The organism is Phytobacter sp., from assembly GCF_059074235.1.
Genome location: NZ_JCACPZ010000004.1, coordinates 695,208 through 710,335 on the forward strand (window position 1 = coordinate 695,208; position 15,128 = coordinate 710,335).

The following is a 15,128-nucleotide window of genomic DNA, read 5'->3' on the forward strand; positions in this document are numbered from 1 at the left end:
AAACTGAATAATCACGCTACGTAGCGTTACGCAAAAAAAGGCCATCATAAGATGGCCAACCATGTCGAACATATTACTGCCCCTTTAATGAGGGGCATTGAGTCTTATTTGATGATGGATTTCAGCGCTTCGCCGATATCCGCCAGGCTGCGAACGGTCTTCACGCCAGCCGCTTCCAGAGCCGCGAATTTCTCATCCGCTGTTCCTTTGCCGCCCGCGATGATCGCGCCTGCGTGACCCATACGTTTGCCTTTCGGCGCTGTCACACCGGCGATGTAGCCGACGACAGGTTTGGTCACATGATCTTTGATATACGCAGCCGCTTCTTCTTCCGCGCTGCCGCCGATTTCACCGATCATCACAATCGCTTCGGTCTGCGGATCTTCCTGGAACAGTTTCAGGATATCGATGAAGTTAGAACCCGGGATCGGGTCACCACCGATGCCCACGCAGGTGGACTGGCCAAAACCGTAGTCTGTGGTCTGCTTAACCGCTTCATAGGTCAGCGTACCGGAGCGAGAAACGATACCCACTTTGCCTGGCTTATGAATGTGGCCCGGCATGATGCCGATTTTGCACTCGCCTGGGGTGATAACGCCCGGGCAGTTCGGGCCGATCATGCGCACGCCTGCTTCGTCCAGCTTCACTTTCACGGTCAGCATGTCCAGCGTCGGGATGCCTTCGGTGATGGTGATAATCAGTTTAATGCCTGCGTCGATGGCTTCCAGGATGGAGTCTTTGCAGAACGGAGCCGGAACGTAGATAACCGTTGCAGTCGCGCCCGTTGCTTCTACCGCTTCACGCACGGTGTTAAACACCGGCAGGCCCAGATGTGTGGTACCGCCTTTGCCTGGGGTCACGCCGCCAACCATCTGCGTACCGTAAGCAATCGCTTGTTCGGAGTGGAAGGTGCCCTGGCTACCGGTAAACCCCTGGCAGATAACCTTGGTATCTTTATTGATTAAAACAGACATTATTTACCCTCCACTGCGGCAACAACCTGCTGCGCTGCATCCGTCAGACTTTTCGCTGCGATAATATTCAGGCCGCTGTCAGCCAGACGCTTCGCGCCCAGTTCAGCGTTGTTGCCTTCCAGACGTACCACGACTGGTACGTTAACGCCCACTTCTTCTACCGCACCGATGATACCGTCTGCGATCAGGTCGCAACGTACGATGCCGCCGAAAATGTTCACCAGTACGGCTTTCACATTGTCGTCAGAGAGAATGATTTTGAACGCTTCAGTTACGCGCTCTTTGGTTGCGCCGCCGCCGACGTCAAGGAAGTTCGCCGGTTCGCCACCGTGCAGTTTAACGATGTCCATGGTGCCCATCGCCAGGCCTGCACCGTTGACCATGCAACCAATGTTGCCATCCAGTGCCACATAGTTCAGTTCCCAGTGAGCCGCCTGCGCTTCGCGCGGGTCTTCCTGAGACTGGTCACGCATCTCACGCAGATCCGGCTGACGGAACAGCGCATTGCCATCCGCGCCCAGTTTGCCGTCGAGGCAAATCAGGTCGCCCTGCTTAGTGATAACCAGTGGGTTGATTTCGATCAGCGCCAGATCACGCTCAAGGAAAATGTTCGCCAGACCCATGAAGATTTTAGTGAACTGCTGAACCTGTTTACCTTCCAGACCCAGTTTGAATGCCAGTTCACGGCCTTGATACGGCATTGGACCTGCCAACGGGTCAAGGGCGATTTTGTGGATCAGGTGCGGAGTCTCTTCCGCCACTTTTTCAATTTCCACGCCACCTTCAGTTGATGCCATGAACACGACGCGGCGGGAGCTACGATCAACCACCGCGCCCAGGTACAGCTCTTTATCGATATCGGTAGCCGCTTCAACCAGAATCTGGTTAACAGGCTGACCGTTAGCGTCCGTTTGGTAGGTTACCAGACGTTTGCCCAGCCAGTGTTCAGCAAAGGCGCGAATCTCTTCTTTGCTTTTCACGACTTTTACGCCGCCGGCTTTACCACGGCCGCCCGCGTGAACCTGGCATTTTACTACCCACGGACCCGCACCAATTTTGGAAGCTGCTTCTTCTGCTTCGCGCGGCGTCGTACACGCATAGCCTACTGGCGCAGGCAGACCGTAACGGGCAAAAAGCTGTTTTGCCTGGTATTCATGTAAGTTCATGTGTTCTGTCCATCCTTCAGGTCATCATTATCTTTGAACCCGCAGGCCTGATGAGCCGCAACAGCGTCGCCATCAGGCGATGCACCAACGCCGGATGGCGGCGTGTACGCCTCATCCGGCCTACGGGGCAGGGGATATTTTTACGTACTACACGTCCAGCAGCAGACGGGTCGGATCTTCCAGCAGCTCTTTAATGGCCACCAGGAAACCTACCGACTCACGGCCATCAATCAGACGGTGATCGTAGGAGAGTGCCAGGTACATCATTGGCAGGATCTCCACTTTACCGTCAACCGCCATTGGGCGGTCTTTGATGGCATGCATGCCGAGGATCGCGCTCTGCGGTGGGTTGATGATCGGAGTAGACATCAGTGAACCGAAGACGCCGCCGTTGGTGATGGTGAAGTTACCACCGGTCAGATCTTCCACCGTCAGCTTACCGTCACGACCTTTGATAGCCAGGTCCTTGATGCGTTTTTCGATATCTGCCATGCCCAGGGTATCAACATCACGCAGAACCGGGGTCACCAGGCCACGCGGCGTAGAAACCGCCATGCTGACATCAAAGTAGTTATGGTAAACCACATCATCGCCATCGATTGACGCGTTCACTTCCGGATAACGTTTCAGCGCTTCAACAACCGCTTTCACGTAGAAGGACATAAAGCCCAGACGGATACCGTGACGTTTTTCGAACGCATCGCCGTACTGCTTACGCAGATCCATAATCGGCTTCATGTTCACTTCGTTAAACGTGGTGAGCATTGCGGTGGAGTTTTTCGCTTCCAGCAGACGCTCGGCTACGCGTTTGCGCAGACGGGTCATCGGTACGCGTTTCTCAGAGCGGCCAGCCAGTTGTGGTACTGCAGGTGCAGCAGCCGGTGCAGCAGGTTTGCTCTCTTCTTTCTTCGCCGGGGCTTTCGCCAGGTGTTTATCAATATCTTCACGGGTCAGACGACCACCCACACCCGTGCCTTTAATGGCATTGGCTTCAATATTATGCTCTGCCAGCAGGCGACGGATCGCCGGGCTGAGTGCATCGTTGTTTTGCTCTTCCAGCGACGCCTGCTGACGTTGAGCCGGGGTAGACTCTTTGGCATCAGATTTAGCGCTGCTCTCTTTACCGCCGCTGTTACCTTCACGCAGGCGACCCAGAATCTGGCGAGACGTTACTGTTGTACCTTCATCTTCCAGCACTGCATCCAGAATGCCGTCTGCTGAAGCCGGTACTTCCAGTACCACTTTGTCAGTTTCGATTTCTACCAGCACTTCATCGCGCTGGACGCTATCGCCCGGTTTTTTGTGCCAGGTCGCAACGGTCGCATCAGCAACGGACTCAGGCAGGTCGGGTACAAGAATATCTACGCTACTCATTATTTATCCTTTATTTAATCGACGTTCAGCGCGTCATTGACCAGAGCTTGTTGCTGTTTCTGGTGAACGGACAGATATCCTACCGCTGGCGAAGCGGAGGCCGGGCGACCTGCATAACGCAGTGAAGCCCCAAATGGAATCACTTCATTGAAATGATGTTGGCTGCAATACCATGCACCCTGGTTAAGCGGCTCTTCCTGGCACCAGACAAAATCTTTCACATGCGCATACTGCTTCAGCACATCCTGAACCGACTGATGCGGGAACGGATAGAGCTGTTCAATACGTACAATGGCAACATCTTTCTGATCATTCTTACGGCGCTGATCAAGCAGGTCGTAATAAACCTTACCAGAACACATAACAACACGCTTAACGCCTTGCGGATCAAGCTCATCAACTTCACCGATCGCAGGCATAAAGGTGCCATTTGCCAGTTCATCAAGTGTAGAAACCGCCTGCGGATGACGCAGCAGAGATTTCGGCGACATCACGATAAGCGGACGGCGCATACCACGTAGTGCCTGACGACGCAGCATATGGTAGACCTGTGCCGGAGTCGACGGAACGCACACTTGCATGTTTTGTTCAGCACACAGCTGCAGGTAACGTTCCAGACGCGCAGAGGAGTGCTCCGGACCCTGGCCTTCGTAACCGTGCGGCAGCAGCATGACCAAACCACACATACGGCCCCACTTCTGCTCCCCGGAAGAGATGAACTGGTCGATAACTACCTGCGCACCGTTGGCGAAGTCACCGAACTGCGCTTCCCAGATTGTCAGGGTACGCGGTTCCGCAGTGGCGTATCCGTATTCAAATGCCAGGATTGCTTCTTCAGAGAGGACGGAGTCCCAGACACGGAATGGCCCCTGACTGTTGTGAACGTGGTGTAGCGGGGTGTAGGTCGAACCGTTGGACTGGTTATGAATCACGGCATGGCGGTGGAAGAAGGTACCACGGCCGGAATCTTCACCTGACAGGCGCACTGAAACGCCCTCGTCCACCAGGGTTGCGTACGCCAGGTTTTCTGCGCCGCCCCAGTCAAACAGCTTCTCACCTGCTGCCATGGCCTGACGGTCAGAGTAAATTTTCGCGACACGCGCCTGCATTTCAATCGCATCTGGTACGGTGCTGATACGCTTCGCCAACTCCTGCACGCGCTTCATCTCCACCTTGTTCGGGTAGCTCTCATCCCACTCGTGGTTGAGGTATGGCGACCAGGTAAAGGAGTGCATGTTCATCGGGCGGTATTCTTCCACCACACACTCACCAGCATCCAGCGCGTCACGGTAGAGATTCACAAGCTCAGTCGCATCTTCCAGCGTCGCGACACCGTCATGCTCCAGCTTGTCAGCATAGAGTTTACGTGGGGTTGGGTGTTTTTTGATTTTCTGGTACATCAGCGGCTGGGTTGCACTCGGCTCATCGGCTTCGTTATGGCCGTGACGGCGGTAGCACACCAGATCGATGAACACATCACGTTTAAAGGTGTTACGGAAGTCCAGCGCGATACGGGTAACAAAGGCGACCGCTTCCGGATCATCAGCGTTAACGTGGAAGATCGGTGCCATCACCATCTTACCGATATCGGTACAGTACGGTGTGGAACGGGCATCCAGTGGGTTGGACGTGGTAAAGCCCACCTGGTTATTGATGACAATACGAACCGTACCGCCCACTTCGTAACCGCGCGCTTTAGACATATTCAGGGTTTCCTGAACCACGCCCTGCCCGGCAACTGCCGCATCACCGTGAATGGTAATTGGCAGCACTTTGTTGCTGCTTGGTTCATCAAGGCGATCCAAACGTGCACGGACAGAACCCATGACCACCGGGCTCACAATTTCCAGGTGCGACGGGTTAAACGCCAGCGCCAGGTGCACCAGGCCGCCTTCGGTTTCCATGTCGGATGAGAAGCCCATGTGGTACTTCACGTCACCGGTACCAAGGTGCTCTTTGTGTTTACCTGCGAACTCGTCAAACAGATCCTGTGGTTTTTTACCCAGAACGTTAATCAGTACGTTCAGACGACCACGGTGCGCCATACCCAGTACCACTTCGCGGGTACCGTTTTTGCCGGCGTGGCGGATCATCTCTTTGAGCATCGGTACCAGCGCATCACCACCTTCCAGTGAGAAGCGTTTTGCACCCGGGAATTTAGCCCCCAGATAACGCTCCATCCCTTCTGCGGCAGTCAGCTCGCTCAGGAAGCGTTTTTTCTCTTCAACGCTGAAGGTCGCATGCCCAACAACGGATTCGATACGTTGCTGAATCCAGCGTTTCTCTTCGGTGCTGGTGATGTGCATGTATTCCGCACCGATAGAACCGCAGTAGGTCTGCTTGAGGGCTTCAATCAGCTCGCTCAACTGCATCGTGTCTTTGCCGATAGCAAACGAACCGACGTTGAACGTCTCCTGGAGGTCTGCTTCGGTTAAATCATGGAAGGACGGATCAAGATCGGCGACCTTGTCCTGCTGCCAGAGTCCCAGCGGGTCCAGATTGGCCTGCTGATGACCGCGAAAACGGTAGGCGTTAATCAACTGCAGGACTTTAACCTGCTTGGCGTTGGTGTCAGGGTCGGAAATGGAAGAAGAATAACGTGACGCGTCCTTCGCTAAACGACGGAAATAGTCACGTGTTTTGGAATGGAATTGATCTGGTTTCACTCCGGTGCCCGGAAGCTCTTCAAACATGGCACGCCAGTTTGAATCAACCGAGTCAGGATCGGTTAAGAAGTCTTCATAGAGCTGTTCTATCCAGCTCTGGTTAGAGCCAGAGAGGTAAGAAGAGTCCAGCCAGGCTTTCAAAGCGCTGTTCTGCATCGTGATCCCTTAAGCATTGTTATGCTTACATCGCCGTGGATAACTACGACGCGCGCAGCAACGCGCACGTCCCGGGGTTCACTTGCGAGCTCTTGTCGGCCCGCGAAGGAACCTTTAAAAACTGCCCCTAATCTTCTTCGTTCGGGCTGCGACTACGGTGGCTGCCTTCACTCACACCGGTCACATAGTTCACTATGCTCCCGGCGATTCGCTCAGTTGCCACCTTGTCTCACCACGAACGCTTCGATTAGTTCAACTGCGTATAGCGGTTTTTAAAGGTTTCCTGCGTTATTCCCTCTCCCCTGTGGGGAGAGGGTCAGGGTGAGGGGAACGGCACTCCCCTCACTTTTATTACGCACTACGTTGTAACAACATCGACTTAATGTGCCCAATGGCGCGCGTCGGGTTCAACCCCTTCGGACACACACTGACGCAGTTCATGATGCTATGGCAGCGGAATACGCTGAAAGCGTCACTCAAGCCTTCCAGACGGCTATCGGTTTCGGTATCGCGGCTATCAATCAGGAAACGATAGGCTGCCAGCAGACCGGCCGGACCGATAAATTTGTCCGGATTCCACCAGAACGACGGGCAGGATGTAGAGCAGCAGGCGCACAAAATACACTCATACAATCCGTCGAGTTTCTCGCGCTGTTCCGGCATCTGTAAATGCTCGCGAGCGGGTGGATTTTGTCCATTATTCAATAAGTAAGGCTTAATCTTCTCATATTGAGCATAGAATTGTCCCATGTCCACAACCAAATCGCGGATAACCGGCAAGCCAGGCAACGGGCGAATCACAATCTTCTGCTTGCCGTTACCCAACGCCGACAGCGGAGTGATACAGGCCAGACCGTTTTTGCCGTTCATGTTCACACCGTCTGAGCCACACACTCCTTCACGGCAGGAACGGCGGAACGACAGACTCGGATCCTGCTCCTTAATCAGCATAAGTGCGTCCAGCAGCATCATGTCACGCCCTTCTTCACCTTCCAGCGTGTAATCCTGCATGCGCGGAGCGTCGTCAACATCCGGGTTATAGCGATAAATTGAAAACTCGAATTTCATTTTCCTGTCTCCGCATTAATAAGTACGAATCTTCGGCGGGAATGCCGGACGCAGTTTCGGTTCCATATTGACGCTACGACGCGTCATGGATTCCGTCTCTGGCAGATACAGGGAATGGCACAGCCAGTTTTCATCATCACGTTCCGGGAAGTCGAAGCGGCTATGTGCACCACGGCTTTCGGTACGGAAGTTGGCAGATACCGCCGTTGCATATGCGGTTTCCATCAGGTTATCCAGTTCCAGGCACTCAACACGCTGGGTGTTGAATTCGCTGGACGTGTCATCCAGACGGGCATTTTTCAGACGCTCACGAATCGCTTTCAGCTGCTCAAGGCCTTTGGCCATCGCATCACCTTCACGGAATACCGAGAAGTTGTGCTGCATACACTCTTGCAGTGCTTTACGAATCACCACCGGATCTTCGCCATCACGGTTGCCGTTCCAGCGGTTAAGACGCGCCAGCGAAGCGTCAACGTCTTCTTCGGTGGCATCGCGCAGTTCACCCTGCTCAGCGATGGATTCCTGCAGATGCAGACCAGCGGCACGACCAAACACCACCAGATCCAACAGTGAGTTGCCGCCGAGGCGGTTTGCACCGTGAACGGATACGCAGGCGATTTCGCCCACCGCGAACAGCCCAGGAATAACCACATCTTCGCCCTGCTCGTTCACGGTCAATGCCTGACCGGTCACTTTGGTCGGGATCCCGCCCATCATGTAGTGGCAGGTTGGGATCACCGGGATCGGCTCTTTAACCGGATCGACGTGAGCAAAGGTACGGGAGAGTTCCAGAATGCCAGGCAAACGCGACTCCAGCACCTCTTTGCCGAGGTGATCGAGTTTCAGTTTGGCGTGCGGGCCCCACGGACCGTCACAACCACGACCTTCGCGGATTTCGATCATGATGGAACGCGCTACCACATCACGACCCGCCAGGTCTTTCGCGTTTGGCGCATAGCGCTCCATGAAACGCTCACCGTGTTTGTTTAACAGATAGCCGCCTTCACCACGGCAGCCTTCGGTGACCAGTACCCCTGCCCCGGCGATACCGGTTGGGTGGAACTGCCACATTTCCATATCCTGCACCGGGACACCGGCACGCAGTGCCATCCCGACGCCATCACCCGTGTTAATGTGGGCATTGGTCGTGGACTGGTAAATACGCCCCGCACCACCTGTTGCCAGTACGGTTGCGCGCGCTTTGAAGTAGACCACTTCACCACTTTCAATACTCAGCGCGGTACAACCCACCACTGCGCCGTCCTGGTTCTTCACCAGATCAAGCGCATACCACTCGGAAAAAATAGTAGTGTGGTTTTTGAGGTTTTGCTGATAAAGCGTGTGCAACAATGCGTGACCGGTACGGTCAGCCGCTGCCGCAGTACGCGCCGCCTGCTCACCGCCGAAGTTTTTCGACTGGCCGCCAAACGGACGCTGGTAGATTTTGCCATCATCCAGACGGGAGAACGGCAAGCCCATGTGTTCCAGCTCCAGAATCGCTTCCGGCCCGGTTTTACACATATATTCAATCGCGTCCTGGTCACCAATGTAGTCCGACCCTTTTACGGTGTCGTACATGTGCCATTCCCAGTTATCTTCATGGGTGTTACCCAGCGCAACGGTGATACCGCCCTGCGCAGATACGGTGTGGGAACGGGTTGGGAAGACTTTAGAGAGCAGCGCACAGGTCTGGCCGCTCTGGGAAATTTGTAGCGCCGCGCGCATACCTGCGCCGCCTGCGCCAATTACAACAGCATCAAATTCTCTGACTGGCAGTTTCATCACACACCCCACACCACAACGAATCCATAAATAACGTAAACCGCGAGCGCAACCACAATCACCAGTTGCAACATCAGGCGTACAGCCACAGGTTTAACGTAGTCGGTCAACACCTGCCACATGCCAATCCAGGCATGAATCAAAATGGAGAACAGAGCCAGCAGGGTGAAGACTTTGGTAAAGGCAGAAGAGAAGAAGCCTGACCAGACTTGCCAGGTGATATCTCCGCTAATGGCGAAGAAACCCACCATATAGATGATGTAAAGCGTGAGGACGATGGCGGTAGCACGGACCAGAATATAGTCATGTACGCCGTTGCGTCCAAGTGCGGAGGCGTTGCTTACCATACGAGGACTCCTGCGAGAAGTGAAAGCACGACAGTCATTGCAAAAGAAATGTTAGCGGAACGTTTTCCTGCCTCAAAAGTCTCTTCCAGCCAGCCAAAATCCATCAACATGTGGCGAATACCGCCAACCGCGTGATAGGCCAACGCAGTCAGAATGCCCCACATAATGAATTTTGCAAAAAAGCTGTTCATGATGGCAGAAGCAGCCTGGAAGCCTTCTTCGGATGACAGCGACAGACCCAGCAGCCACAACAGTATGCCGACCGCGATAAAAGTAATCACGCCGGAAACACGGTGCAGAATGGAGGCTATTGCCGTAACAGGAAACCGGATCGTTGTCAGATCCAGATTGACAGGTCTTTGTTTTTTCACATTTTTTATCATGAATAACGCCCACATGCTGTTCTTATTAGTTTCCTTCCTCCGGTCTGCGTGCGGGTCAGACAGCGTCCTTTTCTATAACTGCGCGTCATGCAAAAAATTTGCTTCCAGATGCTAAACGACAGGTTACAACGCTGGGTGGCTCGGGATTGCAGGGTGTTCCGGAGACCTGGCGGCAGTATAGGTCGTTCACAAAATCATTACAATTAACCTACATATAGTTTGTCGGGTTTTATGCAGAACAGTGATGACCATCACGATAACAACATTTATTTAAAATTTAATCATCTGATTTGACAAAAATTAAACATTCCTGTTACAAACTTCATAAGAAGAGAGATATAATTCGCAAAAGTTATGGGGTCTATCTTTGACCTGCAAATAAGTTATGCAACTACAAATAAGTTATGCAACAGTGTGATGGTGTTGACCGAATTAATCAGGACAGTTATTAGTGATAACCCGTTTTGTAAATTTCGGACTGCCGACTCCCTGATTTGTTGTTGTTTCAACTGAATTTTCAATGCTGACCTGCATGCGCCCATCGCTCTGTACCCTGGTATCTCCTCTCATCAGAGCAGCGAGCCACATAATAATCTGGTAGCGTTAAAAGGCAGTTTGAATGCAAATCCGGTAACAGGTAGTCTTAAGCAATAAGGCGCTAAGGAGACCGTAAATGGCTGATAAAAAAGCAAATCTCACCTATAATGGTGATACTGCTATTGAACTGGATGTGCTAAAAGGCACGCTCGGTGAGGATGTTATTGATATCCGTAGTCTCGGTTCAAAAGGAGTATTCACTTTTGACCCAGGTTTCACCTCTACCGCATCATGCGAATCCAAAATCACCTTTATCGACGGTGATGAAGGCATTTTGCTGCATCGTGGGTTCCCGATCGATCAGTTGGCCACCGACTCCAATTATCTGGAAGTGTCCTACATCCTGCTGTACGGCGAAAAGCCGACCCAGGAACAGTATGATGAATTCAAACTGACCGTTACCCGCCACACCATGATTCACGAACAGATTACCCGTCTGTTCCACGGCTTCCGCCGCGACTCACACCCAATGGCCGTACTGTGTGGTGTGACCGGTGCCCTGGCTGCCTTCTACCACGACTCGCTGGACGTTAATAACTCCCGCCACCGTGAGATCGCCGCCTTCCGCTTACTGTCCAAAATGCCGACAGTAGCCGCGATGTGTTACAAATATTCTATCGGTCAGCCGTTTGTTTACCCGCGTAATGACCTCTCTTATGCCGGTAACTTCCTGCGCATGATGTTCGCGACACCGTGCGAAGAGTATGTGGTTAACCCGGTGCTGGAACGCGCCATGGATCGTATCCTGATCCTGCATGCTGACCATGAGCAGAATGCTTCTACGTCTACCGTGCGTACTGCGGGCTCTTCTGGCGCTAACCCGTTTGCCTGTATCGCGGCTGGTATTGCCTCTCTGTGGGGACCGGCACACGGCGGTGCAAACGAAGCTGCACTGAAAATGCTGGAAGAGATCAGCACCGTTAAGCATATTCCGGAATTCCTGCGTCGCGCGAAAGACAAGAACGATTCGTTCCGTCTGATGGGCTTCGGTCACCGTGTCTATAAGAACTATGACCCGCGCGCAACCGTGATGCGTGAAACCTGCCACGAAGTACTGAAAGAGCTGGGTACCAAAGACGATCTGCTGGAAGTTGCAATGGAGCTTGAACACATTGCACTGAACGACCCGTACTTTATCGAGCGTAAACTCTACCCGAACGTAGACTTCTACTCTGGCATCATCCTGAAAGCCATGGGTATTCCATCCTCCATGTTTACCGTTATCTTCGCGATGGCGCGTACCGTAGGCTGGATTGCACACTGGAATGAGATGCATGACGACGGCCTGAAAATTGCCCGTCCTCGTCAGCTCTACACCGGTTATGCCAAACGCGATTTCAAAACCGATCTCGACAAGCATTAATCGGCTGATAACAAAAAACCCGCTTACTCAGCGGGTTTTTTTATTTCTGGCAGCCAGGACACCAGTAGAACGGCCGGGAAGAGAGGGTCGTTTTTTCAATGATCCCCCCGCAGCGCTCGCACACCTGCCCATCACGATGGAAAACTTTAAAACTGAACAGCGCTCCGTGATGGCGGTTTTCATCCACCCTGCCCCGCGTCTGGTAAGAGAGCCGGGGGAGTTCCAGCATCGCTCTCGCCAGCGTGTCCAGTTGCGCGTCACTCAGACAACAGGCCCGGTGTTGCGCAGCCAGTCCGGCAAACCAGAGGATCTCCACCCGCAGGTAGTTACCTAGCCCCGCGAGAAAAGCCTGATCGAGTAACAGCCCGGAAAACTGACGCCTGGCAAAGCGTGGTGACAACAGACGGGCTTTAACCTGCTCAGCGGTGAGCGACATATCCAGCACATCCGGGCCAACGCGCTGTAAAAAGGGATGCGCCGCCAGCTCATCAGCCGTCAGTATCGCAATATCGGACGCGCTATAGAGCAGAATAGCTTTGTCTGCCGTCTCCAGCCGCACACGCAGCACACGGGTGGTTTCTGCCGTCTGCCCCGCTTCCATCACCCGCCAGACGCCATAAAGCTGGTTATGACTATACATCGTCAAACCATTAGAGAAGTGGGTTAACAAAGCCTTTCCACGGGTTTCGATATGTGTAACCGTGCAGCCAATAAGCGCAGGGGCAAAATGTTGTAACTGGGGAAAGGCAAACCAGACATTGGTTAAGGGCTTGCCTTTGATTGCCACCTCCAGGCTGTCGGCCGCACGGCGGATTTCCGGTCCTTCTGGCATCACATCTCCTGTTAAATCTGTGCACTCACGGTAATATTCTGCTGCGAGAAAGCCTGCCGGAGTCGGCGTGCAAACGCCAGCGCATGTTCCCCGTCGCCGTGCAGACAGACGGTCTGCGCCACCACATCAACCGACAGGCCGTTTACGCTGGTCACTTTGCCGCTGAGCACCATGTCGAGCGTTTGTGCCAGTGCCTGCGTCTCGTCGGCGATCAGTGCGCCGGGCTGCGTGCGAGGCACCAGGCTACCATCATCCTGGTAGCCCCGGTCGGCAAATACTTCCTGCCGGGTCATAAGCTGCCAGCGCTCACCGGCACGGATAAGTTCACTGCCTGCCAACCCCACCAGAATCAATGCCGGATCGGTATCGTGGACAGCTCGGGCGATGGCGTCGGCAAGTTGAGGATCCACAGCGGCCTGATTGTAGAGCATGCCATGAGGTTTAACATGGTGTAACTGGCCCTCTTCCGCCCTGGCGATAGCCGCCAGAGCACCGATCTGATAAAGCACCTGCGCATAAACAACCTCAGGTGGCAGTTGCATCGGCGTGCGACCAAAATTTTCACGGTCGGGAAAACTGGGGTGTGCACCAACGGCGACGCCGTGTTTAAACGCTTCACGCACTGACAGCAGCATGGTCTGCGCATCCCCTGCATGAAAGCCGCACGCAATATTGGCGGAGGAGATCATTTCCATTAACGCCGCGTCATGCGCACAACCCTCGCCAAGATCAGCGTTAAGATCAATTTTCATGTTGAATGCGCCAGGCTAATTGTTCCAGAAAACGCGCCTGCTCGCTCCGTGCCGCCAGCGCCTCTTCCAGCGTACAGGGAACAAAATGGATCGGCTGCCCCAGCGGGATCTGAGCCAGATGATACATATCCGCTTCGATAATACAGGCAATACGTGGGTAACCACCGGTGGTCTGGGCGTCATTCATGAGCACGATGGGCTGACCATTCGATGGCACTTGTACGACACCAGGTAACAGGCCATGTGAGACCAGTTCCCGGTCAGAAGCCCTTACCAGCGAATGCCCCTGTAAGCGATATCCCATCCGGTTACTTTGTGGGTTTAACCGCCAGGGTAAGCGCCAGAACGCCTCCTGTGAGGCCTTATCAAATTCCTGATATTCTGGCCCCGGCAGCGCACGAATGCGATTACCCCACAGAAGTTGTTTGACGCCCTGCGGCCCGGTAAAGTTTTTTAATGCGGGTTTAATGGGTAACACATCGCCATCCCGCAGCAACCGCCCATCCAGTCCGCCAACCCCGGTTTTCAGATCGGTACTGGCTGAGCCCAGGACCTCCGGCACATCCAGCCCGCCCGCCACCGCAAGATAACTGCGCATACCGTGCAGAGGTCGTTTAAGTACCAGCCGCTGCCCGGCTTTCACCGCATTGCGCCAGCCGGTCCAGACAGCTTTGCCATCAAGTTTGGCCTCACACCCTGCACCGGTCAGGGCAAACCAGCCGTCTTTATCAAATTCCACTTCACACTGACCCAGCGTAATTTCAAGGCCTGGCGCATCAAGGTCATTCCCCACCAGCGCATTGGCGATGGAGAGCGCCGGACCGTCAAGTGCACCACAATAGCTCACGCCTGACTGGCGTAGTCCGGTGCGTTTTCCGCCCTGAATGCTGGTGTAGATCCCGGCACGAATGATTGTCAGCATATGCCTTCCTTGTGTGGGATAAACCTGAGGGTATCACCGGGGCGAAGCAGAACCGGTTCGGATAATGCGGGATTAAAAAGAGGTAAATCTGTACGGCCAATCAAATTCCAGCCGCCGGGGGATTGCAAAGGATAGATTCCTGTTTGCACACCGCCAATCCCGACTGAACCCGCAGGGACGCTGACTCGAGGTTCAGCACGACGCGGCGTCGCCAGCGCCGCCGGTAAACCACCGAGATAAGGAAATCCTGGCTGGAAGCCTAAAAACCAGACGACGTAATCAACAGAGGCGTGCAATTCAACCACCTGTTTTTCCGATAAATTCGCATGATGCGCCACCAGCGCCAGATCCGGCCCGGCGTCTTTACCGTATATAACAGGGATCTCAATGGTGCGGGATTCGGGTTCCAGCGCTTCACTCTCCTCCCACCAGCGCTGCAGCCTTTCGATGGCATCCAGCGCCAGCGTCTGAGGATCGCGCAGCACCACGGTGATGTTATTCATGCCGGGAATGGCTTCCACTACCTCCGGCACATCGGCTAAACGCTGGGTTAAGCGCCAGATGCGTTTTTGGGTTGCCAGCGTTACCGGAGGTTCCAGCTCCAGTACCACTGCCGTTTCACCTAACAGATAACAACGTGCTCTCTGCACTCTCCCGCTCCTTTCGCCACAGGTACGTTATCGATACAAGAAATAAGATAACGTGCAATGCTATCCGCGTCGATAAGCATATCTACAGTGAATTTG

13 protein-coding genes are annotated in these 15,128 nt (G+C 53.9%); 1 reads left to right on the forward strand and 12 read right to left on the reverse strand.

Features of this window, described 5'->3' with window-relative positions; translation table 11 throughout:
• Nucleotides 1-104 precede the first annotated feature (104 nt).
• The 8 genes from sucD to sdhC form a co-directional block, all read right to left on the reverse strand.
• Complete coding sequence (sucD, locus tag AC5JPW_RS07335) at nt 105-974, reverse strand: succinate--CoA ligase subunit alpha (RefSeq protein WP_006809578.1); 870 nt, start codon at nt 972-974, stop codon at nt 105-107.
• Nucleotides 974-2,140: an ADP-forming succinate--CoA ligase subunit beta gene (gene sucC, locus AC5JPW_RS07340; protein WP_494239234.1), complete on the reverse strand. Its 1,167-nt coding sequence runs from the start codon at nt 2,138-2,140 to the stop codon at nt 974-976. The genes sucD and sucC overlap by 1 nt, the downstream gene beginning before the upstream one ends.
• Nucleotides 2,141-2,287: 147 nt before the next feature.
• Nucleotides 2,288-3,514 carry a 2-oxoglutarate dehydrogenase complex dihydrolipoyllysine-residue succinyltransferase gene (odhB, locus tag AC5JPW_RS07345; protein WP_494239235.1) on the reverse strand — a complete coding sequence of 409 codons (1,227 nt, stop codon included), beginning with the start codon at nt 3,512-3,514 and terminating at the stop codon, nt 2,288-2,290.
• A 14-nt stretch (nt 3,515-3,528) separates the two neighbouring features.
• Complete coding sequence (gene sucA, locus AC5JPW_RS07350; protein ID WP_494239236.1) at nt 3,529-6,336, reverse strand: 2-oxoglutarate dehydrogenase E1 component; 2,808 nt, start codon at nt 6,334-6,336, stop codon at nt 3,529-3,531.
• A 351-nt stretch (nt 6,337-6,687) separates the two neighbouring features.
• Nucleotides 6,688-7,404 (reverse strand): succinate dehydrogenase iron-sulfur subunit, encoded by a 717-nt coding sequence (locus tag AC5JPW_RS07355; RefSeq protein WP_494239237.1) that lies wholly within the window; start codon nt 7,402-7,404, stop codon nt 6,688-6,690.
• Nucleotides 7,405-7,419: 15 nt separating this feature from the next.
• The gene (gene sdhA / locus AC5JPW_RS07360) at nt 7,420-9,186 is read right to left on the reverse strand and encodes a succinate dehydrogenase flavoprotein subunit (RefSeq protein WP_494239238.1); all 1,767 of its coding nucleotides are present in this window, start codon (nt 9,184-9,186) and stop codon (nt 7,420-7,422) included.
• On the reverse strand, nt 9,186-9,533 hold the full coding sequence (gene sdhD / locus AC5JPW_RS07365) for a succinate dehydrogenase membrane anchor subunit (RefSeq protein ID WP_494239239.1): 348 nt from the start codon (nt 9,531-9,533) through the stop codon (nt 9,186-9,188). Before sdhD ends, sdhA begins: the two co-directional genes overlap by 1 nt.
• Nucleotides 9,527-9,931, reverse strand: a complete 405-nt coding sequence (gene sdhC, locus AC5JPW_RS07370) for a succinate dehydrogenase cytochrome b556 subunit (protein WP_494239241.1) — start codon at nt 9,929-9,931, stop codon at nt 9,527-9,529. Before sdhC ends, sdhD begins: the two co-directional genes overlap by 7 nt.
• A gap of 658 nt (nt 9,932-10,589) precedes the next feature.
• On the opposite strand from sdhC, the gene AC5JPW_RS07375 reads away from it, so the two are divergent.
• On the forward strand, nt 10,590-11,876 hold the full coding sequence (locus tag AC5JPW_RS07375) for a citrate synthase (RefSeq protein WP_494239242.1): 1,287 nt from the start codon (nt 10,590-10,592) through the stop codon (nt 11,874-11,876).
• 40 nt (nt 11,877-11,916) lie between these two features.
• Here the strand turns inward: AC5JPW_RS07375 and nei are convergent, their stop codons facing one another.
• The 4 genes from nei to pxpB are packed head-to-tail and all read right to left on the reverse strand — an operon-like array spanning nt 11,917 to nt 15,032.
• Nucleotides 11,917-12,708: an endonuclease VIII gene (gene nei / locus AC5JPW_RS07380; RefSeq protein ID WP_494239243.1), complete on the reverse strand. Its 792-nt coding sequence runs from the start codon at nt 12,706-12,708 to the stop codon at nt 11,917-11,919.
• 11 nt (nt 12,709-12,719) lie between these two features.
• Nucleotides 12,720-13,460: a 5-oxoprolinase subunit PxpA gene (pxpA, locus tag AC5JPW_RS07385; protein WP_494239244.1), complete on the reverse strand. Its 741-nt coding sequence runs from the start codon at nt 13,458-13,460 to the stop codon at nt 12,720-12,722.
• Nucleotides 13,450-14,382, reverse strand: a complete 933-nt coding sequence (gene pxpC, locus AC5JPW_RS07390) for a 5-oxoprolinase subunit PxpC (protein ID WP_494239245.1) — start codon at nt 14,380-14,382, stop codon at nt 13,450-13,452. Before pxpC ends, pxpA begins: the two co-directional genes overlap by 11 nt.
• Nucleotides 14,376-15,032 (reverse strand): 5-oxoprolinase subunit PxpB, encoded by a 657-nt coding sequence (gene pxpB, locus AC5JPW_RS07395; RefSeq protein WP_494239247.1) that lies wholly within the window; start codon nt 15,030-15,032, stop codon nt 14,376-14,378. The genes pxpC and pxpB overlap by 7 nt, the downstream gene beginning before the upstream one ends.
• Nucleotides 15,033-15,128 lie beyond the last annotated feature (96 nt).

What these genes read in the sequence shown, in the direction of transcription:
- pxpC (WP_494239245.1), bottom strand. Translation starts at nt 14,382, where the DNA reads ATGCTGACAATCATTCGTGCCGGGATCTACACCAGCATTCAGGGCGGA.
- AC5JPW_RS07355 (WP_494239237.1), bottom strand. Translation starts at nt 7,404, where the DNA reads ATGAAATTCGAGTTTTCAATTTATCGCTATAACCCGGATGTTGACGAC.
- odhB (WP_494239235.1), bottom strand. Translation starts at nt 3,514, where the DNA reads ATGAGTAGCGTAGATATTCTTGTACCCGACCTGCCTGAGTCCGTTGCT.
- sucC (WP_494239234.1), bottom strand. Translation starts at nt 2,140, where the DNA reads ATGAACTTACATGAATACCAGGCAAAACAGCTTTTTGCCCGTTACGGT.
- sdhC (WP_494239241.1), bottom strand. Translation starts at nt 9,931, where the DNA reads ATGTGGGCGTTATTCATGATAAAAAATGTGAAAAAACAAAGACCTGTC.
- sdhD (WP_494239239.1), bottom strand. Translation starts at nt 9,533, where the DNA reads ATGGTAAGCAACGCCTCCGCACTTGGACGCAACGGCGTACATGACTAT.
- sucD (WP_006809578.1), bottom strand. Translation starts at nt 974, where the DNA reads ATGTCTGTTTTAATCAATAAAGATACCAAGGTTATCTGCCAGGGGTTT.
- AC5JPW_RS07375 (WP_494239242.1), top strand. Translation starts at nt 10,590, where the DNA reads ATGGCTGATAAAAAAGCAAATCTCACCTATAATGGTGATACTGCTATT.
- sdhA (WP_494239238.1), bottom strand. Translation starts at nt 9,186, where the DNA reads ATGAAACTGCCAGTCAGAGAATTTGATGCTGTTGTAATTGGCGCAGGC.
- sucA (WP_494239236.1), bottom strand. Translation starts at nt 6,336, where the DNA reads ATGCAGAACAGCGCTTTGAAAGCCTGGCTGGACTCTTCTTACCTCTCT.
- nei (WP_494239243.1), bottom strand. Translation starts at nt 12,708, where the DNA reads ATGCCAGAAGGACCGGAAATCCGCCGTGCGGCCGACAGCCTGGAGGTG.
- pxpA (WP_494239244.1), bottom strand. Translation starts at nt 13,460, where the DNA reads ATGAAAATTGATCTTAACGCTGATCTTGGCGAGGGTTGTGCGCATGAC.